The sequence below is a fragment of the Parvularcula marina genome (genome assembly GCF_003399445.1).
GTDB classification, from domain to species: domain Bacteria; phylum Pseudomonadota; class Alphaproteobacteria; order Caulobacterales; family Parvularculaceae; genus Parvularcula; species Parvularcula marina.
Genome location: NZ_QUQO01000001.1, coordinates 1,908,758 through 1,927,596, shown reverse-complemented (window position 1 = coordinate 1,927,596; position 18,839 = coordinate 1,908,758). Strand labels below are relative to the sequence as shown.

The window sequence follows — 18,839 nt, the reverse complement described above, 5'->3', positions numbered from 1 at the left end:
CCTTCTTTCACTCTTGTGCTTCGATGATGACGTCGCCGTCACCAGGATTGATCTTCCCGTCAGCGGTACACTGACGATAGATGGTTTCATCCGCTGTTGTCACAGCGAAATTCGCTTTGCGGCGCTCAAGGGGCGTTGCGCCCTCCTCCAGCCGCGTAAAGACGCTGACCTCACCTGTGCCGTCGTCCTGACGGCGGACGATGACGGTAACGGGCATGTCCTGATTGAATGTGGCGTCGATCTGTTCGGCGCCGCCGATCTGCCGGATCGAGGTCACGGCCGCAAAGCCCTCCTCATCGATCAGGGCATCGCGCGCGCAGGCCGCCTCAATCGGCGCCTGAAGATAATTCATGGAACTGATCGTATTGTCGTCATTGCTGGCGCAGGCCGCAAGCAGAGCAACAGATGAGATAAGCGTTAGACGGATCATTTCTTTTTATCTCCGCCAAGGCCGGGCAGGCTGCCGCCACCGAGACCCGGAAGACCGCCGCCGCCGCCAAGACCGGGCATCCCGCCCCCGCCCATGCCGGGAGGCATGCCGCCACCAAGACCGCCCATGCCGCCGGGACCGCCGCCGCCGAGCATCTTGGCCATATTCGCCGCCATGCCTCGCTTGCCGCCCTTGCCCATCTTTTTCATCATGTCGGCCATGCCCTTATGGGCTTTGAGCAGTTTGTTGACGTCCTGCACCTGCACGCCCGCGCCAGAGGCGACACGGCGTTTGCGGGAGGCATTCATGAGCGCCGGTTTCTTGCGCTCCTTTTTCGTCATGGAACCGATGATCGCTTCCTGACGGCGGATTTCCTTGTCGTCGAAACCGCCGGCGGCATCGACCGCGTTCTTGATCTTGCCCATGCCGGGCATCAGGCCGAGGATTGCGCCCATGCCGCCCATTTTGCGCATCTGGGCGAACTGATCCCTCAGGTCATCGAGATCAAACTCACCCTTGGCCATTTTCTTGGCGGCCTTGGCGGCTTTCTCCTCGTCGATCTGTTCACTGGCTTTCTCGACCAGCGAGACGATGTCGCCCATGCCGAGGATACGGCCCGCCATGCGCTCCGGGTCAAAGACATCGAGAGCATCGAGCTTTTCGCCCATCCCGGCATATTTGATCGGCGCACCCGTAACGCTCCGCATGGAGAGGGCCGCGCCGCCGCGCGCATCACCATCAAGCCGGGTAAGGACGACGCCTGAGACCGGCACACGGGCTTTGAATTTCTCCGCCGTCTGAACAGCGTCCTGACCAGTCAGGGCATCAAGAACAAGCAGTGTTTCAGCCGGGTTCGTTACTTTGTGGATTTCCTGGACCTCAGCCATGAGGTCTTCGTCAATCGACAGACGGCCCGCCGTGTCGAGCATGACGACATCATAGCCGCCGAGACGGCCCGCTTCCATCGCACGCCGCGCGATCTGGACCGGCGTCTGCCCATCGACAATCGGCAGGGTCGAGACGCTCGCCTGCTCACCCAGTACACGGAGTTGTTCCATGGCGGCCGGACGGCGCGTGTCGAGCGATGCCATCAGGACACGCTTCTTGTCCTTCTCGCTCAACCGTTTTGAGAGTTTCGCCGTGGTCGTCGTTTTCCCCGAGCCCTGAAGGCCGACCATGAGAACCGCGACGGGCGGCGCATGGTTGAGATTGATCTCATGCGCATTATCGCCGCCACCGAGCGTTTCGATCAGGACATCATGGACGATCTTGACGACCTGCTGGCCCGGCGTGACCGAGCGCAGGACTTCCTGACCAATGGCGCGTTCTTTGACTTTGCCGACAAATTCGCGTGCGACAGGCAGCGCGACATCCGCCTCGAGCAGGGCCACGCGCACTTCGCGCAGGGCTTCGGTGACGTCGGCCTCCGACAGGGCCCCGCGGCCGCGGAGCTTGTCGAATACACCGGAGAGTCTGTCAGACAGGCTGTCGAACATAAATCCTTTTCCTTTCGGTCAAGCGGGGCGCCAAACGCAGTTAGCCGCCGCGAGGGCGTTACCCCGGCGGCGGGACATCCCCGGCCTCGTCTTCATATGGTGATGAAGGGTCGTGCCGGTAGACGCTGCGAAAGACACAGCTGGACCGAATTTTGAGCGCGGTGGATAAACTTACGGGGGGCCAAGGTCAAGGTGATCCTTGCCGCCTCAGATCCAGCGGCGGACCCGGCGCTTATACTCGCGATACTCGCCGCCGAACTGGGCTTCGAGCAGCCGCTCCTCCGGCATGATCTGGAACCGGGTGATATAGACAAAGAAGGAGGCCGCAATGGCGCCGCCAGTCACGGACGGCAGGACGATCAGGAGGCCGATGAGGATCAGCAACATGCCCAGATACATGGGATTGCGCGTCCAGCGATACTCGCCCTCGATGACCAGTTCGCTCGATTTGGAGGGTGTATGTGGATTGACGGTCGTCTTTGCCGCCATGAAGCGGCGGACGGCCCGGACCAGCAGGATGACGCCCAAAACGCCCGTGAGCGCGCCCGGAATGAGTAATGCCCAGTTCGTGAGGGCGTCGGGGCTGGCACCGAACCAGAAGATGCCAAAGCCGCAGAGCAACATCAGAAGGAGCGGCGGTATTTTGAGTTCAAGCCAGCTCACCTGCTCCGCCCCTTAAACGTCGAACCGGCCGAGCTTCTCGTTCTTTTTGAGCTCCGATGCCGCAAAAACGAGGCCGTTCATCACGCCATAGACGCCTGCCGGCAGTGTCTGGGCCGCGATCACCGCCCCGCCGAGATTGAAGGCGGCATCCGAGATGAACAGGGAATGCGGCCGCATGGCGCCGGTGAGGACGATGGTCTTGCCCTCCGCCTTGCCGTCGAGGAAGCGCGCCGTCTCCGCCATGGTCGAGGTGCCGTGGGTGATCACGATCCCCTCTTCTGCCGCGGCTTTCACCCGTTCGAGAAGGAGATTGCGATAGGTCTCGGTCATGTCGAGCGAGTCGATCTGAAAGAGCTGCTCGACCTCAGGGTGATAACAGCGGCCATGCTCCAGCACCTCGGGCACCTGGGACTTGCCCGCGCCTGCAAAGGTGATGTTCTCGGCCCGCCAGTCATGGACCTTATCGAGCGTGCCGCCTGTCGTCAGAATACGGACAGATCTCATTCTTTTTCTGCCCGCCGGAAGATTTCCTCATCAAGAGCGCCTTCCCATTTTGCGACCGTTGTTGCGACTGCGGCATCTCCCGTCACATTCGTCATCGTCCGCATCATGTCGAGTAGGCGATCAAACGGGAAGATCAGCGCGATGATGAGGATCGCATCTGCTTCGCTTACGCCGATAGTCGTCAGTACCCCAACCGCAAGGAACAGGCTTGCGGACGGAATACCGGCGGCACCGATGCTGACGCCGACAGCCGCAATCCCGATAGCGAGATACTCAGCCGTCCCCAGATCCAATCCAACTGCCTGCGCTGCGAACAGTGCGACAAGGCCGATATAAAGGCTGGTGCCGTCCATATTGACGGTCGCACCGATCGGCAGGACAGCGCCCGCAACCGATTTCTCAACGCCAAGGTTTTTGTTCACATTGGAGATTGTCACCGGCAGCGTCGCGGATGAACTGGCCGTTGAATAGGCCGTGCTCATCGCATCAAGAATGCCGCTGAAGAACCGGATTAGCGGCAGGCCAACCACAACGCGGATAAGGCCGCCATAGACAAAGAGAATGTGGACGGCACAGGCGATATAAAGAGCCACCGCGAGCTTGGCGAGGTTGTCGAGAACCCCAAGGCCAAGCGTCCCCATGACCCAGGCCATGAGCGCGTAGACACCATAAGGTGCCAGAAGCATGACAAAATGCGTGATCTTCAGAACCGCCTCAGCAGCGGATTCCATGACCTTCCCGACGGGGCCTTCACCCTCTTTCGCCGCGATGATCCCGATGCCGAACAAGATGGAGAAGAAAATGATCGGCAGGATATTGCCGTCCGCCATCGCCTCAATCGGGTTGGCGGGAATGATATCTAAAAGCTTGTCGGCAGCAGTCTGTGACTGGCTGGCTGCCGCCGCCGTTTCCAGCCGTGAGGTCAGATCAGATTGAGCGCTGACATCGGCTGCAGCGTAATCGACATTGACGCCCGGCTTGACGATCAGCCCAGCCAGAACCCCAAGCCCAACGGCAAACACGGTCGTACAAAGATAAAGCAGGATCGTCCGTACACCGAGACTACCCAGCCTTTTGGGATCGCCAAGCGAAATGACGCCCGCAACGATGGTCGTGAAAATCAGCGGAATGATAAGCATTCGGATCAGTTTGACGAACCCGTCACCGACCGGCTTCACACTAGCAGCCACATCCCCAAAGAGATAGCCAACAAATCCGCCCACAAGGAGCGCGATCAGGACTCTCAGCCAGAGCGGGAATTTAAGGACGCTGCCAAGAAAATAGAACAGCACAAACGCGCCAAGCGTAATCCCCCAGAAGGGCAATGCGCCCAGACCCTCAAGACTGCCTTCCATCATCCCTCTCCATATAAAAGTAGCGGGGGCACCCGACCCCCGCTTCTCGTTCTAAGGCTGTTTGTTATTCCGCGTCCAAACCGAGCAGGTTCGCGAAATACACATATTGAAGCGCGAGGCGTTTGGCCTGTTGCTCCTGGTTCGCCGCAGCGCCGTGGCCGCCTTCGATGTTTTCATAATACAGGAAGGGGTGGCCCTGAGCTTCCATCTTCTTCGCCATCTTCCGGGCGTGACCCGGATGGACGCGGTCGTCCTTGGTCGAGGTGAAGAAGTAGGCGCGGGGGTAATCCACGTCCTCTTTCACATTATGATAGGGGCTGATCTTCTCAAGGAAGGCCCGCTCCTCGGGGATCGACGGACTGCCATATTCACCGACCCATGAGGCCCCGGCGAGCAGCTGGTCATAGCGCAGCATATCAAGCAGCGGCACGCCGATGCCGATCGCTTTGTAGAGGTCCGGGCGCTGGGTCATTGCGACCCCCATCAAAAGCCCGCCATTCGAGCCGCCAAGGATGCCGAGCTGATCTGACGTCGTGATGCCTTTTGCGATCAGGTCCTCGGAGACGGCATAGAAATCATCATAGATTTTTTGCCGGTTGGTCTTGAGGCCCGCCTGGTGCCATTCCGGCCCGAACTCGCCGCCGCCACGGATGTTGGCGATGACATAGACGCCGCCATTCTCCAGCCAGAGCTTGCCGGTCGTTGCCGAATATTGCGGCAGGATCGACACCTGGAAACCGCCATAGCCGTACTGGACCGTCGGCGCGGGACCGGCTTCGAGCACGCTTTCCTTAGCGATCACGAAATAGGGAATCTTCGTACCGTCCGTGGAGGTCGCTTCATATTGCTTTGTGACCATGCCCTCGGCGTTGAAGAAATCCGGGGTCGATTTGAGCGCCCGCGGGGCGCCGCCCTTCTTCACATAGAAAAGCGTCTCCGGTGTCGTCGGGTTTTCGTAATAGACCAGCATGTCGCCGGTTTCGTCATCGACGGAGGAGACCGAGATCACGCCGTTTTCCGGCAGGGCGATCTCCTTCTTCTTCCAGCCCTTGCGGGTCGGCGTGAAGCTGAGGAGCTTTCCGTTGATGTTGTCGAGGAGCGAGACGAAGACCGTGTCCTCTGAACTCGACACCCCATCGACCGCGACCCGGTCGGACGGGGCAAAGATCAGCGAGGTCTTTTCCGTTTCGGGATCGTAAGCAACGACGGAGCCGGTTTTATAGGTCTCGCCACCGATCTCCCAATCCTCCTGAAGCGAGACGATGACCTTGCCATCGACATAGCCGGAGTAGCTCGATTTCGCGGGCAGCGGCAGCGCGAAGAGCTGACCGTCTTCACCCAGCGTATTGTAATCGCTCTCATAGAAGGTTCGCGCGCGAACGACCCCGCCGGTATATTTCCCGTCGGCCCAGACCGAGAAGGGGAAGCTGCCGACATCGCTCTTCTCGCCTTCGAATATCACAGGCGCGTCCTCAATCGCGGTGCCGCGCTCCCAGAGCTGGACGAGGCGCGGATAGCCGCTGTCGGTTTTGGTGTCTTCGCCAAGGTCGGTTGCGACCAGCATCGTGTCGGCATCGAGCCAGGCCGTGCCGGCTTTCGCCTCGGCGAGGTTGAAGCCATCCTCAACGAAGCCTTCGCCGATGATATATTCCCGGCGGACGGACGCATCAGAGCCGCCGCGCGACAAGGTGATGATGCAGCGCTCATAGGCCGGCGCGAGGCAGCTCACGCCTTTATAGACCCAGTTCTCGCCTTCTTCTTCGGCGAGGGCATCAAGGTCGAGGACAGTGTCCCAGTCGGATTTGCCCGCGACGTAATCCTTGGTCGTCATCCGGCGCCACAGGCCGCGAACGTTCGTTTCGTCCTGCCAGAAGTTATAGGCATAGCCGCCGCGCAAAGCCGCGCCCGGGATCCGCTCATCAGAAGTCAGGATCGCGCGGGCTTCTTCGAGGAGACCCTCATAGAGCGGGCTTGCTTGAAGCTCTGCCAGTGTCCGGTCGTTTTGAGACCGAACCCATTCCAGTGCCCGCTCGCCTTCGACCTCTTCCAGCCAGAGATAGGGGTCGTCGGATTCAGCCATTGCGGGCGCCTCTTCTTGTGCATGCGTGATGGAAATCGCCGTCGTCGCAACGGCCAGCACGGCCAGAGATGACCGCAGGAAGTTTTTCGGCAGCATGGTTTCCTCCTGCCCGGTTAACTTTATGGGCGGGACCGTAACGCCGCCCACGCGGGGCGCAATCCCTCAAATACCGGGCTCAGCCCTGCTCAGGTAGAATGATGGAAGGCCGCAGGTTTTCGATGACCTGGCGAGCATCATAGGCGGCCGGTTCATCGGCCGGCTTCGCGCCTTTGCCGAGAACGATATAGGCAATCGCCGAATAGCGGCGGCGCTCACGGATATCGACATCGTCATAGAACGGGTCCCAGCGATAGCCGTAGCCATAATAGGGGAAGGGTCGCCCGACGCCGTAATAGGAATAAAAGCCGCGATCACGCGTGCCGGAATAGGTGGTCGATTTCTCGGTATCATCCTTCACGACGATGAAATGGTCATAGCCATATTCAAGCGTGATCTCGGCGGCGCGATAGAGAAGATAGGTCTCGACCGTCTCGCGGTCTGTAAGGGAATTGCCCTTGAAGGTGATGCGGAAGCGGTCGTCCTCGATCCGCTGCTCTGAGAACCCGTATCCATCATCGCTGCCCGCAGCGGCATAGGGAGTGGAGGTCGCGCAGGCGGACAAAACGCCGAACGCAGCAATGGCAAGGGCGGAGCGGAGGAGCTTCATGACATTTCCTTTCCCGAAAGGGTCGGTGCGGCAAACATGCGCAACGATGCGGCAAGTAGCTTGAGCGCCGCGCCTAACATCACTAGCACCCCGGCATGTCAGAGACCAACCGACAATCCGGCAAGGAGATGAACCTGCCGCCCGCGCACCCCTCGGTGAAGACCGGCGGCGTGGCCGTGCTGCTCGTCAATCTCGGCACGCCCGATACTCCAGAGCCAGCCTCCGTGCGCCGCTATCTGCGTGAGTTCCTGTCCGACAAACGGGTCGTCGATTACCCGCGGATTTTCTGGCTGCCGGTTCTCTACGGGATCATTTTGAATACGAGACCATCCAAGACAGCCAAGCTCTATCAGTCTATCTGGCATGAAGAGTCAGGACAGAGCCCCCTCGCCTATTACACCCAACGGCAGATGGAAGGCTTGGCTGAGCGCTTAGGCGATGACGTCACCGTTGATTACGCGATGCGTTACGGGAACCCCTCGATCCCGGAGCGGATCGGCGCGCTAATGGCGAAGGGTCATGACCGGATCATGATCCTGCCGCTCTATCCGCAATATTCAGCGACGACGACGGGGACGGTCGCGGACAAGGTCGCAGAGGCCATGAAAGAGCGGCCCTGGCAGCCCGCTATCCGGATCGCTCCACCCTTTCACGATGAGCCCTCTTACATCGATGCTCTTGAGACCTCGATGCGGCGGCACGTGCCGGAGGAGACAGAGCGCGTAATCCTCTCCTTCCACGGTATTCCGCAACGATATTTCAATGCGGGCGATCCCTATCATTGTCATTGCCAGAAGACGGCGCGGCTGCTCCGTGAACGGATGGGCTGGGATGAGACCTTCGCGCCACTCGGCTTTCAGTCGAAATTCGGCCCGGAGAAATGGCTCGAACCCTCGACCGAAAGCCTTGTGAAAAAGGCCGCAGAGGACGGAATCAAACAGCTCGCAGTTGCGGCCCCTGCTTTTGTTTCCGACTGTATCGAAACGCTTGAAGAGATCGGCATCGGCCTGCGCGAAACGTTCAAAGAAGCGGGCGGGCAGGAGCTGACCCCCATTCCGTGCCTCAATAATGATGAGGCGTTTCTTGCCTGTCTTGAAGAGCTGGCACGGCGGGAGCTGGGCGGCTGGATTGCGCCAAAGGATGTGGCCGCCGCGGCTGCCGAGTAATGCGGTTTTATTTCTCGACGGATTTCACCCTCGCTCTGCCGCAAGGTCACCGCTTTCCGGCGGAGAAATATAACCTCCTGCGCGAGGCGCTGATCTCCAATGAGATCGTCGAGGAAAGCGCCCTCACCTTCTCCCCACAGGCGCCCGAAGATGTCATTACCGCTGCGCATACGGAGGAATATGTTCACTCCTTACGCGACGGCACGATTGACCCCAAGGAGATGCGCCGGATCGGCTTTCCGTGGTCGGATCTGATCCATAAGCGCGGTCAAAGGACCGTAGGCGGGGCACTCGCTGCCGCGCGCGATGCCCTAGAACGGGGCCTTGCGGGACAGCTCGCCGGCGGCACGCATCATGCGCATGCGGATTTCGGCGCGGGCTTCTGTATCTATAATGACTTTGCTGTCGTTGCCAGGACGCTTCTGAATGAGGGCGCCGTTGACCGTATCGCGATCATCGATCTCGATGTGCACCAGGGCGACTGCAATGCCGCGCTGCTTGTCGATCATCCCGGCATCTTCATTCTCGATGTTTTCGGCGAGAAGAATTTCCCCTTCCGCAAAGTGCCAAGCACGCTCGATGTCCCCCTGCCCGATCATACGGGCGATGCGGCATTCCTCGCCGCCATCGAAGAGCATCTGCCGCAGGTCTGGAATTTCGCGCCCGATCTCGTTCTTTATCAGGCCGGGGTCGATCCCCTGATCACCGACCGGTTGGGGCGCCTCGATATCACCCATGAAGGGCTGATGGCGCGGGATCATCTGGTGCTGGAGGGCTGCCATCGCCGGGGTATCCCCGTCTCGATGGGCATTGGTGGCGGCTATGCCGAGCCGATCACCGACACGGTGCTCGCCTATGCGAACACCTATCGCGTGGCGAAATCTGTCTACAGATTTTAGGCGAGAGCTTTGAGCGCGGTCAGGAACGCTTCAACTTCCTTCTCGCTTGTCTGATAGCTTGTCACGAGGCGGCGTAGCTTGCCGTCATAAGAATCGCCAGGCTGAACCCAGTCGTAAAAGGCCGCGCCTTTTTCTTTCAGGCCCTCAACCACCGCATCTGGCAGGATCGGGAAGACCTCATTGATCTGGGTTTCATTGACGAGTTCGAACCCCGCCGCGCTGATCCCCTCTGCAAGACGCGTGGCCATCGCATTGGCGTGTGCGCCCAGCTTCAGCCAGAGGTCATCTTCGAAATAGGCTTTCCATTGCGCGGCGAGGAAGCGGTTCTTGGAGAAGCCCTGCCCTGCCCGCTTCTGGCGCCAGACCAGATGCTCCGACAGCGCCTCATTCAGAACGATGATGGCTTCTGCGACCATGCAGCCATTCTTGGTGCCGCCCAGCGTCAGGATATCAACGCCGGTATCGGTCACGATCTCTTTGGGGCTCGCGCCAAGATGCGCAGCCGCATTGGCAAAACGCGCGCCATCCATATGGACATAAAGGCCGAGCTCGCGGGCCTTGGCCGTCAGCGCACGGATTTCATCAATTGTATAGACTGTCCCAGCTTCGGTGCCTTGTGTCAGGGACACAGCTTTCGGCAGGACGCGGTGCGCCATGGCGGGCGTGTAGATCCGCATCCCCTCTTCGAGAATAGCGGGGGTGAGTTTGCCCCCCTCACCTGCCAGCGGCAGCACCTTGGCGCCGCCCGTGAAAAATTCCGGTGCCCCGCATTCATCGATCTGGATATGGGCATGCTCATGACAGAAGACCGCGCCAAAGGGCGGCAGCATGGCGGCCAACGCTATCGAGTTTGCCGCACTGCCGGTTGCCACAAAAGCCACTTCGACTTTCTTGCCAAACATTTCCGTGAACTGATTGATGACGGATTGCGTCAGCTCATCCGCGCCATAGGCCGGCACCGGCCCCTCATTGGCGGCGATCATGGCGTCCATGATTTTCGGGTGAACCCCGGCCCAGTTGTCGGATGTGAAAAGCATTTGTTCTGACTCCGGGTTTTTCTCTTGCATACTAAATATCGCGCACCACCCAGAATAGGATAACTCCCGCTACTGACATCAAGATTGATATGAATTCGAAGCTGCGGGATCTGGAAATTAGGCTCTGTGATTTCGCGGGAATGTAAACAAATGCGGATAATGTTACGAAAGTAGCAGGAAAAACTATCAACGAATAGAAGGCTATAGCACGCATCGCGTTTGTAGTCTGTAACGTATCTAAACCATCTGCGATATAACTGAGGATTAGGTATATGTTTATCAGTACACATATTACAACAGCCAGAATATAAAGCTTAGATATACTCTTTCCATTGTTCCGTGAATACCGCATTAGCGTCTCTACACACTCTGCCGCGCCTTAAACCGCCGTGCCCATCAGCCGGCGGCAGATATCATCAAGCTGTTCCAGCGTGTCATACGCAAGGGTGACGGTGCCACCCTTCTTGCCGTGATCGATCTCGACCGTCAGGCCGAGCGCCGCTTCGAGATCATTCTCCAGCGATTTGGTGTCCGCATCGGTTTTGCGCGGCGCCTTGGGGCCTTTGTCGTCGCCTTTGTTCTTACCGCCGGAGAAATTCTTGCCCGTGCCGACCAGCAATTCTGTCTCGCGCACTGAAAGGCCGCGCCGGATCACGTCTTCGGCGAGCTTTGCCGGATCAGCCGCCGACAGAAGGGCGCGGGCATGACCCATGGAGAGCTTGCCTTCGACGACATGGGCGCGGACATCTGCGGGGAGGGCGGAGAGCCGCATCATATTGGCGACATGGCTGCGCGATTTGCCCACCGCATCGGCGATTTCCTGGGGTTTGCGACCGAAAACCTCCTTCATCCGCGTATAGGCATCCGCTTCCTCGATGGCATTCAAGTCTGTACGCTGAATATTTTCGATCAGTGCGATTTCCGCAGTCTGGCCGGGATCCGTGTTGCGGATGATCACCGGGATCTCATGCAGCTTGGCGCGCGCGGATGCCCGCCAGCGGCGTTCGCCGGCGATGATCAGATATTTCGCTTTCCCGCCTTCGACCGGGCGGATGAGTATCGGCTGCAAAAGCCCGCGCGCCTTGATCGAGGCGGCGAGCTCATCGAGCTCCTTATCCGTGAAACTTTTGCGCGGCTGGTCAGGATCGGGCGCAATGTCGGCCAGCGAGATCGTCGCCGGGCCTTCGCGCGGGGCGAGGGGCTCATCACCGCCTTCATCGGCGAATATTGATTCAAGCCCGCGGCCCAGGCCTTTTCGTGCTGCAGCCATCAGGCGGCCCTTTCACGCTGGATAATTTCGGTAGCCAAACGAACATAAGCCTGACTGCCTGAGCATTTCAGATCATAGAGCAGGGCAGGTTTGCCATGCGACGGCGCTTCGGAGAGGCGCACATTGCGCGGTATGGCCGTGCGGTAGACCTTCTCGCCCATATGGTCGCGGACATTGTTCTCAACCTCGCGGGAGAGATTGTTCCGCCGGTCATACATGGTGAGGACGATGCCTTGCAGATCGAGGGACGGGTTCAGCCGCTGACGCACCTGGCCGATGGTCCGCAGGATCTGCGCAAGGCCTTCGAGGGCGAAGAATTCACATTGGAGCGGAATCAGCACCGCATCCGCTGCCGCCATCGCATTGACCGTCAGCATGCCCAGCGAAGGAGGGCAGTCGATCAGCACATAGGACGGACCCGTCCCATTCTGGGACACTCTCTCAATCGCGCGGCGTAGCCGGTGATGGCGGCCTTCGGCATTGATCAGCTCGACTTCGGCGGCCGCCAAATCGACACCAGAGGGCGCAACCGTCAGCCCCGGGACCAAAGTTTCCTGAGCAATATCAGAGAGTTCTGCCTCTCCGCGCAGCACATCATAAGTCGTCAGCCTACGGCGCGCATGCTCGACCCCCAGGCCCGTCGAGGCGTTCCCCTGCGGGTCGAGATCAATGATCAGTACCTTCTCGCCAATGGCGGCGAGGGCCGTTCCGAGATTGATCGTGGTGGTGGTCTTGCCGACGCCGCCCTTCTGGTTGGCAATGGCGAGGATACGAGGAGGGGTCACTTAGCGTCTTTCGGGCTCAGTCAGGATAAGGATCGACGCGTCCGGGTCGGTATGGCTGGCGCGTTTCTCATGGTTGAATCTCCACCCCGTGGCGGCTGCCGTCAATTCCTCATCGGCCCGCGCGCCCTTGGGAAATATCAACATTCCGCCCGGCGCGAGCAGGGGGGAGGCAAGGGCGAGGAGGCCATCAAGGGCGGTCACGGCCCGGGCGGTGATGACATCGAAACTCATGCGTTTCACGTGAAACGATTCGACCCGGTCTGACGAGACTGTGATGTTGCTCAATCCCAGTGCATGAGCGGTTTCCGCAAGGAAACGGGCTTTCTTGCCGACGCTGTCAGCCAGCGTGATCTTCAGCGGGCGATCCCGGCAGAGAATGCCAAGCACGAGCCCCGGGAACCCGGCCCCGCTGCCAATATCGAGAAGGGTGGTGGCGTCTTCCCGGATCAACGGGAAGAGCTGAGCGGAGTCCTCGTAATGGCGGGCCCATCGGTCGGGCAGGGTGTTACGGGAGATGACATTGGTATGTGCCGCCGTCTCCAAGAGGCGCTCATCATATTGCGCGAACAGGCCGCGCGTCTCCGCATCCAGCGCATGCCGGTCCGCGAACTCATCAAGGGATCGGGGCAGGGCGGTCTCAGCCATTGGCGGCGGACACCCCACGCAAATGGATAAGAAGAGTGGCTAGCGCGGCGGGCGTGACGCCTTCCACGCGGCCCGCCTGGCCCAGCGTTTCCGGGCGCGCCCGTGTCAGACGGTCTTTCACCTCATTGGAAAGGCCCGTGACGGCATGGAAATCGAAATCGGCCGGAATGGGCTGGCTCTCTTCCTTGCGCAGGGTGACGATCTCCGCCTCCTGCCGGTCAAGATAGCCCGCATATAGCGCATCGGCTTCGATCACCGTGCGCACATCTTCCGGCGCTTCAGCCAGTGCCGGGGCGAGGGCAGCAATGTCGTCCAGCGACACATCCTTGAGGCTGAGGAGATCAAGCAAGGACCGGCGGCGCCCGTCCTGATTGACCTTGATGCCATGGGCACCGGCTTCATTCGGGGTGAGGGTGGTCGTGGTCATGACCTGCCGCAGGCCCTCGACCGCGGACTGTTTCACGTGAAACGCCTCGCGCCGTTCCTCACCGACGCAACCCCATTCAAGGCCCAGTGGCGTCAGGCGCAGATCCGCATTATCCGCCCGCAGGGAAAGACGATACTCAGCGCGAGAGGTGAACATGCGATAGGGCTCGGTCACCCCGCGGGTCACCAGATCATCGATCATCACCCCGATATATCCGTCAGACCGGGTGAGGGTGCGAAGCGATTGGCCCAACGCACGGGCCGCAGCATTGAGCCCGGCCATCAGGCCTTGAGCGCCTGCCTCCTCATATCCCGTGGTGCCATTGATCTGACCCGCCAGGAAAAGCCCCGGCAGCATCCGCAGTCCCAGCGTCCGGTCGAGTGCACGCGGATCGACGTAGTCATATTCAATGGCATAGCCATATTGCAGGACTTTCGCGGTCTCGAGCCCTGGAATGGTCTTGAGAAACGCGTCCTGGATCTCCTCCGGCAAGGAGGTCGAAATCCCGTTCGGATAGATCGTGTGATCATCGAGGCCTTCGGGCTCGAGAAAGACCTGATGAGACGCGCGGTCCCGGAATTTGACGACCTTGTCCTCAATCGACGGGCAATAGCGCGGCCCCTGCCCGGAAATCCGCCCGCCATAGACGGCAGAGCCGGAGAGGTTTTCCTCGATGATCCGGTGGGTCGCATCATTGGTATAGGTGATGCCGCAGGCAATCTGCGGCACGGTGATCTCGCTCGTCAGGAAAGAAAAAGGCACAGGCCGCTCATCGGCTTCCTGCATTTCGAGCCGGTCCCAGCCAATTGTCCGCCTGTCGAGCCGAGCCGGCGTGCCGGTTTTCAGCCGCCCGAGCGGCAGGTTCATGGCTTCGAATCGCTCGCCCAGCGCATTGGCCGGGGCTTCGCCCACGCGGCCTGCCGGGATCCGGTCATGGCCGCGATGGATGACGCCGCGCAGAAAGGTGCCCGTGGTCACGACCACAGCAGAGGCTTCGATCCGCTCCCCCTTATCGGTGATCACGCCCCGGCATTCATCACCGACAACGATCAGATCATCGACCGCCGCTTCGATGACGGTCAGGTTTTCCTGCGCTGTCACCAGTCGCTGGACGGCTTCGCGATAGAGCTTGCGGTCGGCTTGCGTGCGTGGGCCGCGAACAGCCGGGCCTTTTGACCGGTTGAGCAGCCGGAACTGGATGCCGCCCTGATCGGCAGCACGCCCCATGATCCCATCGAGCGCATCGATCTCGCGGACCAGATGGCCTTTTCCCAGACCCCCAATAGCTGGATTGCAGGACATCTCGCCGACCGTCGCCCATTTATGGGTAACGAGCGCCGTGCGCGCACCCGCTCGGGCCGCAGCGCAGGCCGCTTCCGTCCCGGCATGGCCGCCGCCGACAATAATGACGTCAAAATCTCTGCTCATTGCAGGCAGATAGCGAAGGGAAGGCGGCTTGTGGAGAGGGCGCGAGCGCCTGTTTCACGTGAAACGCTATTTTCCGATGCAGAAGCGGGAAAAGATGGCGCCCAGCACATCCTCAACCGTGATCCGGCCGGTCATCTGATCGAGAAGGGCGATCACTGAACGGACATCTTCCGCCAGCAGTTCGGGATCCTGCGCCGGATCATCGAGCACCCTATCCAGCGCCGCCGCGCCGGACTGGAGTAGGGCGATCTGCCGCTCATGTGTAAAAAGAGCGGGGCACGCCGTTGCCTCGATCCTCCCGGTCAGCGCGATGAGGAATTCGTCCCAGCCTTCGCCCGTTAGTGCGGAGAGCCCGAGCGTGCCTTCGGGGGCCGTCTCCCCGAGGTCGATCTTGTTGGTCACGCGGAGGAGGCGGGGGTCTTCCCGGCTTCCGTCGGCGGAAAGCTCGATGATGATGTCCGCCCGCTCCCGCGCTGCACGGCTGCGTTCCATCCCGGCGCGTTCGATGGGGTCATCTGTTTCATCACGCAAACCCGCCGTATCAAGCACCTCGACCAGCCGTCCCGCAATATCGAGCCGGGCACTGACCACGTCCCGCGTCGTGCCGGGAATGTCCGAGACGATGGCCCGCTCCTCCCCGACCAGCCGATTGAGGAGGGTCGATTTGCCCGCATTCGGCGGCCCGATGATCGCAAGCGTCAGCCCCTCGCGGAGCCGGCGGCCCTTGGCGGATTTCGCCAGTTCCTGTTTCAGGGAGACCGACACTTTTTCGAGTGCCGGGACCGCGCGGGAGGCGATCTCCGCAGGGACATCTTCTTCGTCAGGAAAATCCACGGCCGCATCGAGCACTGCGAGCGCGGCCAAAAGCCCGTCGCGCCAGCCCGCCACGACCTCTCGCGCGGACCCAGTATAGCCTCCCAAAGCCTGTTGTCTTTGCTGTTCTGTTTCGGCATCGAGAAGATCACCGAGGCCTTCCGCCTCAAGCAATCCCATCCGGCCATAACGTAAAGCGCGAAGTGTGAACTCACCTGGCTCCGCAGGTCGCAAACCGAGCCCCGTCAGTGTTTCAGTGAAACGGGTGGCCACTGCCTGTGACCCATGAAGATGGAATTCGGCCAAGTCCTCGCCCGTCGCCGTATTGGGACCGGGAAACCAAAGGACGATCCCGTCATCAAGGAGCCCGCCTAGCGGATCCCTGATCTGCCGATGGCTCGCGCGGCGGGCAGACGGCAATGAGCCTGCGAGTTTCGCAACGACCTCGCCCGCTGCCGGACCAGAAATCCGCCAGACAGCAATCGCCGTCCGGCCCGAGCCGGAACTCCGTGCGAAGATCGTCTCCATCGGCCCGGGGCCGCTCTATTTCTTGTCGGATCCGCCGGACGCCTTCATCCCGGCGGCAAACATGTTCTGGAAGGCTTCCATATTCCCGGTGCCGGTCGCCATGGCGCGTTCCCAGAACGCTTTGGGATCACTCAGGGTGTCGAGATTCTGTTTCGTCCGCTCAACCATGGATGACACGATCATGTCATTGACCGGCTGTACATCCGGCAGACCAAAGAAGGCGCGCGCTTCGGCCGGCGTGCAATCTACATTGAATGTAATCTTCATCATGCGTTCCTTGCTGGGTGAGTTGCGCTAGCATGGGCCGGTGAGGGGAATAAACCATGCGCAAACTGCTCTTCGCAGCCATGCTTCTGACTGCCTGCTCTCCCGGGGGAAATTCTCCGCCGGAGGGTCCATCGCCATTTCCGCCATTCCTGAGCCTGCCGGTCTATTTTGACTGTATCGGGGAGCTGGGCCTGACCCAGATTGCCGCGCATCGCGGCGGACCGGCCCCAGGCTATCCCGAGAACGCGCTCGCGACTTTCGAGCGCACATATGGGGAGACCGGCGCTTTCCTTGAGGTCGATGTCGCGACCAGCGCGGATGGCGTTCTCTTTCTTCATCATGATGACAATCTGGGTCGGACGACCACGGGGCGTGGTCCGGCGGCAGAAAAATCCTGGGACGAGCTTCGTGCGCTTTCGCTGAAAGATGATCAGGGCAAGGTCACGGCCTATGGCCTGACGCGTCTTGATGAGGCGCTCGAATGGGCCAAGGGCAAGACGGTTCTCGAACTCGATATCAAACCGTCTACAGACTATGATGACGTGGCGAAAGCCGTTCGGGACGCCGGTGCAGAGGATTGGGTGATCCTGATTGCTTATACGGAGAATTCCGCCATCGCCCTTTCCAAACGCTTTCCCGATTCCATGATTTCGGTGTCCGTAAATTCGGCTGACGATATCGACCGGCTGGTCGACCGGGGGATGAAGCGGGAAAATATTCTCGCCTGGACGGGGATTGAGGCGCCGAATGGCCCTCTCTCTCAAGCCCTGCAATCAGAAGGCATTGAGGCGATTTTTGGCACGCTGGGCGGCCGCGATTCACTCGACAATCAGTATGCCGCAAGCCGCAATGATGAAGGCTATGTCGATATCTCGAAACTCGGGATCGATCTGATTGCAACCGATCGGCCGGAAGCGGCTGCCGAGGCCCTGATGGCAGCGGGGCGCTTTGCGAGCCCCTCCGCCTGTCCGGCCTCGAACTAATCCGCTCTACGTATTCATTGAATCGAAGAAGTCCTTGTTGGTCTTCGTCTGACGCAGTTTCTCGAGCAGGAACTCGATTGAATCCATCGGCGTCATCGGCGACAGGATACGCCGCAGGACGAAGATCTTGGACAGCTCTTCTTTCGGGATGAGGAGGTCTTCTTTCCGAGTACCGGATTTGGCGATGTCGATCGCCGGGAAGGTCCGCTTGTCCGCAACTTTCCGGTCAAGGACGATTTCCGAGTTACCCGTACCTTTGAATTCTTCGAAGACGACTTCGTCCATCCGCGAGCCGGTATCGATAAGGGCCGTTGCGATAATCGTCAGAGAGCCGCCTTCCTCGATATTCCGCGCAGCACCAAAGAACCGCTTCGGACGTTGCAGGGCGTTGGCATCAACACCGCCGGTCAGGACCTTACCCGAGCTCGGCACAACAGTGTTGTAGGCGCGGCCCAGACGCGTGATCGAGTCGAGCAGGATGACAACATCGCGGCCATGTTCAACCAGGCGTTTGGCTTTCTCGATGACCATCTCGGAAACCGCAACGTGACGCGAGGCGGGTTCGTCAAAGGTCGAGGACACCACCTCACCATTCACCGAGCGCTGCATGTCCGTCACCTCTTCGGGACGTTCATCGATCAGGAGAACGATGAGATAGCATTCCGGGTGATTAGTCGTGATGGCGTGCGCGATATTCTGCAACAGGACGGTTTTACCAGTCCGCGGCGGCGCAACGATCAGTGCCCGCTGGCCCTTGCCGAGCGGCGAGACGATATCGATCACGCGGGTCGAGAGATCTTTCTTCTTCTCGTCACCGGTGATGACTTCCATGTGGAGTTTCTGATCCGGGTAGAGCGGGGTGAGGTTATCGAAGTGAACCTTGTGCCGGGATTTCTCCGGATCCTCGAAATTGACGGTGTTGACCTTGGTCAGCGCGAAGTAACGCTCGCCATCTTTCGGGCTGCGGATTTCACCGGAGATGGTGTCGCCCGTCTTGAGCGTGAATTTCCGGATCTGCTGCGGCGAGCAGTAAATATCGTCCGGGCCCGCAAGATAGTTTGCATCCGGGGAACGCAAGAAACCGAAGCCGTCGGGCAGGATTTCCAGCACGCCCGAGCCGATGATCTCGACTTCCTCTTCGGCCAGCTCCTTCAGGATTGCGAAGAGCAGATCCTGTTTGCGCAGGGCAGAAGCGTTATCGACCCCGACCTCTTCCGCAAACGAAACGAGGTCTTGGGGTGTCTTTTCCTTGATCTCATCAAGGGTGATTGTATCGGGCAGCATGGAAAATCCGGATATAGCGAGAAGGCTCAGCGCAAGCGCCGGCAAGTCAACTCGAATGGGAAAAGCATAGGTG

At 60.0% G+C, this 18,839-nt stretch carries 18 protein-coding genes; 3 read left to right on the top strand and 15 right to left on the bottom strand.

Annotation, left to right across the window (positions count from 1 at the left end; all coding sequences use genetic code 11):
* Window positions 1-7: 7 nt before the first annotated feature.
* The 7 genes from DX908_RS09290 to DX908_RS09260 all read right to left on the bottom strand — a co-directional run bounded on the left by DX908_RS09290 (window position 8) and on the right by DX908_RS09260 (window position 7,234).
* Window positions 8-430 carry a hypothetical protein gene (locus DX908_RS09290; RefSeq protein WP_116392065.1) on the bottom strand — a complete coding sequence of 141 codons (423 nt, stop codon included), beginning with the start codon at window positions 428-430 and terminating at the stop codon, window positions 8-10.
* On the bottom strand, window positions 427-1,926 hold the full coding sequence (gene ffh, locus DX908_RS09285) for a signal recognition particle protein (protein ID WP_116392064.1): 1,500 nt from the start codon (window positions 1,924-1,926) through the stop codon (window positions 427-429). The genes DX908_RS09290 and ffh overlap by 4 nt, the downstream gene beginning before the upstream one ends.
* A gap of 207 nt (window positions 1,927-2,133) precedes the next feature.
* Entirely contained in the window at window positions 2,134-2,589 is a 456-nt protein-coding gene (locus DX908_RS09280) for a methyltransferase family protein (RefSeq protein WP_116392063.1), read from the bottom strand.
* 12 nt (window positions 2,590-2,601) lie between these two features.
* Complete coding sequence (locus DX908_RS09275; RefSeq protein WP_116392062.1) at window positions 2,602-3,093, bottom strand: asparaginase; 492 nt, start codon at window positions 3,091-3,093, stop codon at window positions 2,602-2,604.
* Window positions 3,090-4,451: a dicarboxylate/amino acid:cation symporter gene (locus DX908_RS09270; protein WP_233508665.1), complete on the bottom strand. Its 1,362-nt coding sequence runs from the start codon at window positions 4,449-4,451 to the stop codon at window positions 3,090-3,092. Before DX908_RS09270 ends, DX908_RS09275 begins: the two co-directional genes overlap by 4 nt.
* Window positions 4,452-4,512: 61 nt before the next feature.
* Window positions 4,513-6,624 carry a prolyl oligopeptidase family serine peptidase gene (locus DX908_RS09265; protein WP_116392060.1) on the bottom strand — a complete coding sequence of 704 codons (2,112 nt, stop codon included), beginning with the start codon at window positions 6,622-6,624 and terminating at the stop codon, window positions 4,513-4,515.
* A 79-nt stretch (window positions 6,625-6,703) separates the two neighbouring features.
* Window positions 6,704-7,234: a CC0125/CC1285 family lipoprotein gene (locus DX908_RS09260; RefSeq protein ID WP_116392059.1), complete on the bottom strand. Its 531-nt coding sequence runs from the start codon at window positions 7,232-7,234 to the stop codon at window positions 6,704-6,706.
* 95 nt (window positions 7,235-7,329) lie between these two features.
* Here DX908_RS09260 and hemH point away from each other — a divergent pair, with 95 nt between their 5' ends.
* Entirely contained in the window at window positions 7,330-8,400 is a 1,071-nt protein-coding gene (gene hemH / locus DX908_RS09255) for a ferrochelatase (RefSeq protein ID WP_116392058.1), read from the top strand.
* Window positions 8,400-9,299 carry a histone deacetylase family protein gene (locus tag DX908_RS09250; RefSeq protein ID WP_116392057.1) on the top strand — a complete coding sequence of 300 codons (900 nt, stop codon included), beginning with the start codon at window positions 8,400-8,402 and terminating at the stop codon, window positions 9,297-9,299. The genes hemH and DX908_RS09250 overlap by 1 nt, the downstream gene beginning before the upstream one ends.
* Here DX908_RS09250 and DX908_RS09245 read toward each other — a convergent pair.
* From DX908_RS09245 to DX908_RS09215, 7 genes are all read right to left on the bottom strand, one after another.
* Window positions 9,296-10,336: a threonine aldolase family protein gene (locus tag DX908_RS09245; RefSeq protein ID WP_116392056.1), complete on the bottom strand. Its 1,041-nt coding sequence runs from the start codon at window positions 10,334-10,336 to the stop codon at window positions 9,296-9,298. The genes DX908_RS09250 and DX908_RS09245 overlap by 4 nt on opposite strands.
* Window positions 10,337-10,715: 379 nt before the next feature.
* A complete protein-coding gene (locus DX908_RS09240; protein WP_116392055.1) occupies window positions 10,716-11,606 on the bottom strand; it encodes a ParB/RepB/Spo0J family partition protein in 891 nt (296 codons plus the stop codon).
* Window positions 11,606-12,391 carry a ParA family protein gene (locus DX908_RS09235; protein ID WP_116392054.1) on the bottom strand — a complete coding sequence of 262 codons (786 nt, stop codon included), beginning with the start codon at window positions 12,389-12,391 and terminating at the stop codon, window positions 11,606-11,608. Before DX908_RS09235 ends, DX908_RS09240 begins: the two co-directional genes overlap by 1 nt.
* Window positions 12,392-13,036, bottom strand: coding sequence for a 16S rRNA (guanine(527)-N(7))-methyltransferase RsmG (gene rsmG / locus DX908_RS09230; RefSeq protein ID WP_116392053.1), 645 nt, complete (start codon window positions 13,034-13,036; stop codon window positions 12,392-12,394).
* Window positions 13,029-14,891 (bottom strand): tRNA uridine-5-carboxymethylaminomethyl(34) synthesis enzyme MnmG, encoded by a 1,863-nt coding sequence (mnmG, locus tag DX908_RS09225; RefSeq protein ID WP_116392052.1) that lies wholly within the window; start codon window positions 14,889-14,891, stop codon window positions 13,029-13,031. The genes rsmG and mnmG overlap by 8 nt, the downstream gene beginning before the upstream one ends.
* Window positions 14,892-14,957: 66 nt before the next feature.
* Window positions 14,958-16,232 carry a tRNA uridine-5-carboxymethylaminomethyl(34) synthesis GTPase MnmE gene (mnmE, locus tag DX908_RS09220; RefSeq protein ID WP_116392051.1) on the bottom strand — a complete coding sequence of 425 codons (1,275 nt, stop codon included), beginning with the start codon at window positions 16,230-16,232 and terminating at the stop codon, window positions 14,958-14,960.
* A 15-nt stretch (window positions 16,233-16,247) separates the two neighbouring features.
* Window positions 16,248-16,502 (bottom strand): DUF6489 family protein, encoded by a 255-nt coding sequence (locus DX908_RS09215; RefSeq protein ID WP_116392050.1) that lies wholly within the window; start codon window positions 16,500-16,502, stop codon window positions 16,248-16,250.
* A gap of 53 nt (window positions 16,503-16,555) precedes the next feature.
* On the opposite strand from DX908_RS09215, the gene DX908_RS09210 reads away from it, so the two are divergent.
* Complete coding sequence (locus tag DX908_RS09210) at window positions 16,556-17,482, top strand: glycerophosphodiester phosphodiesterase family protein (protein WP_116392049.1); 927 nt, start codon at window positions 16,556-16,558, stop codon at window positions 17,480-17,482.
* A 6-nt stretch (window positions 17,483-17,488) separates the two neighbouring features.
* Here DX908_RS09210 and rho read toward each other — a convergent pair whose 3' ends face one another.
* Window positions 17,489-18,766 carry a transcription termination factor Rho gene (gene rho / locus DX908_RS09205; RefSeq protein ID WP_116392048.1) on the bottom strand — a complete coding sequence of 426 codons (1,278 nt, stop codon included), beginning with the start codon at window positions 18,764-18,766 and terminating at the stop codon, window positions 17,489-17,491.
* Window positions 18,767-18,839: the final 73 nt, after the last annotated feature.

What these genes read in the sequence shown, in the direction of transcription:
- DX908_RS09270 (WP_233508665.1), bottom strand. Translation starts at nt 4,451, where the DNA reads ATGATGGAAGGCAGTCTTGAGGGTCTGGGCGCATTGCCCTTCTGGGGG.
- DX908_RS09265 (WP_116392060.1), bottom strand. Translation starts at nt 6,624, where the DNA reads ATGCTGCCGAAAAACTTCCTGCGGTCATCTCTGGCCGTGCTGGCCGTT.
- DX908_RS09240 (WP_116392055.1), bottom strand. Translation starts at nt 11,606, where the DNA reads ATGGCTGCAGCACGAAAAGGCCTGGGCCGCGGGCTTGAATCAATATTC.
- mnmE (WP_116392051.1), bottom strand. Translation starts at nt 16,232, where the DNA reads ATGGAGACGATCTTCGCACGGAGTTCCGGCTCGGGCCGGACGGCGATT.
- mnmG (WP_116392052.1), bottom strand. Translation starts at nt 14,891, where the DNA reads ATGAGCAGAGATTTTGACGTCATTATTGTCGGCGGCGGCCATGCCGGG.
- DX908_RS09215 (WP_116392050.1), bottom strand. Translation starts at nt 16,502, where the DNA reads ATGATGAAGATTACATTCAATGTAGATTGCACGCCGGCCGAAGCGCGC.
- rsmG (WP_116392053.1), bottom strand. Translation starts at nt 13,036, where the DNA reads ATGGCTGAGACCGCCCTGCCCCGATCCCTTGATGAGTTCGCGGACCGG.
- DX908_RS09290 (WP_116392065.1), bottom strand. Translation starts at nt 430, where the DNA reads ATGATCCGTCTAACGCTTATCTCATCTGTTGCTCTGCTTGCGGCCTGC.
- DX908_RS09210 (WP_116392049.1), top strand. Translation starts at nt 16,556, where the DNA reads ATGCGCAAACTGCTCTTCGCAGCCATGCTTCTGACTGCCTGCTCTCCC.
- hemH (WP_116392058.1), top strand. Translation starts at nt 7,330, where the DNA reads ATGTCAGAGACCAACCGACAATCCGGCAAGGAGATGAACCTGCCGCCC.
- rho (WP_116392048.1), bottom strand. Translation starts at nt 18,766, where the DNA reads ATGCTGCCCGATACAATCACCCTTGATGAGATCAAGGAAAAGACACCC.
- DX908_RS09275 (WP_116392062.1), bottom strand. Translation starts at nt 3,093, where the DNA reads ATGAGATCTGTCCGTATTCTGACGACAGGCGGCACGCTCGATAAGGTC.
- DX908_RS09245 (WP_116392056.1), bottom strand. Translation starts at nt 10,336, where the DNA reads ATGCTTTTCACATCCGACAACTGGGCCGGGGTTCACCCGAAAATCATG.
- ffh (WP_116392064.1), bottom strand. Translation starts at nt 1,926, where the DNA reads ATGTTCGACAGCCTGTCTGACAGACTCTCCGGTGTATTCGACAAGCTC.
- DX908_RS09250 (WP_116392057.1), top strand. Translation starts at nt 8,400, where the DNA reads ATGCGGTTTTATTTCTCGACGGATTTCACCCTCGCTCTGCCGCAAGGT.
- DX908_RS09260 (WP_116392059.1), bottom strand. Translation starts at nt 7,234, where the DNA reads ATGAAGCTCCTCCGCTCCGCCCTTGCCATTGCTGCGTTCGGCGTTTTG.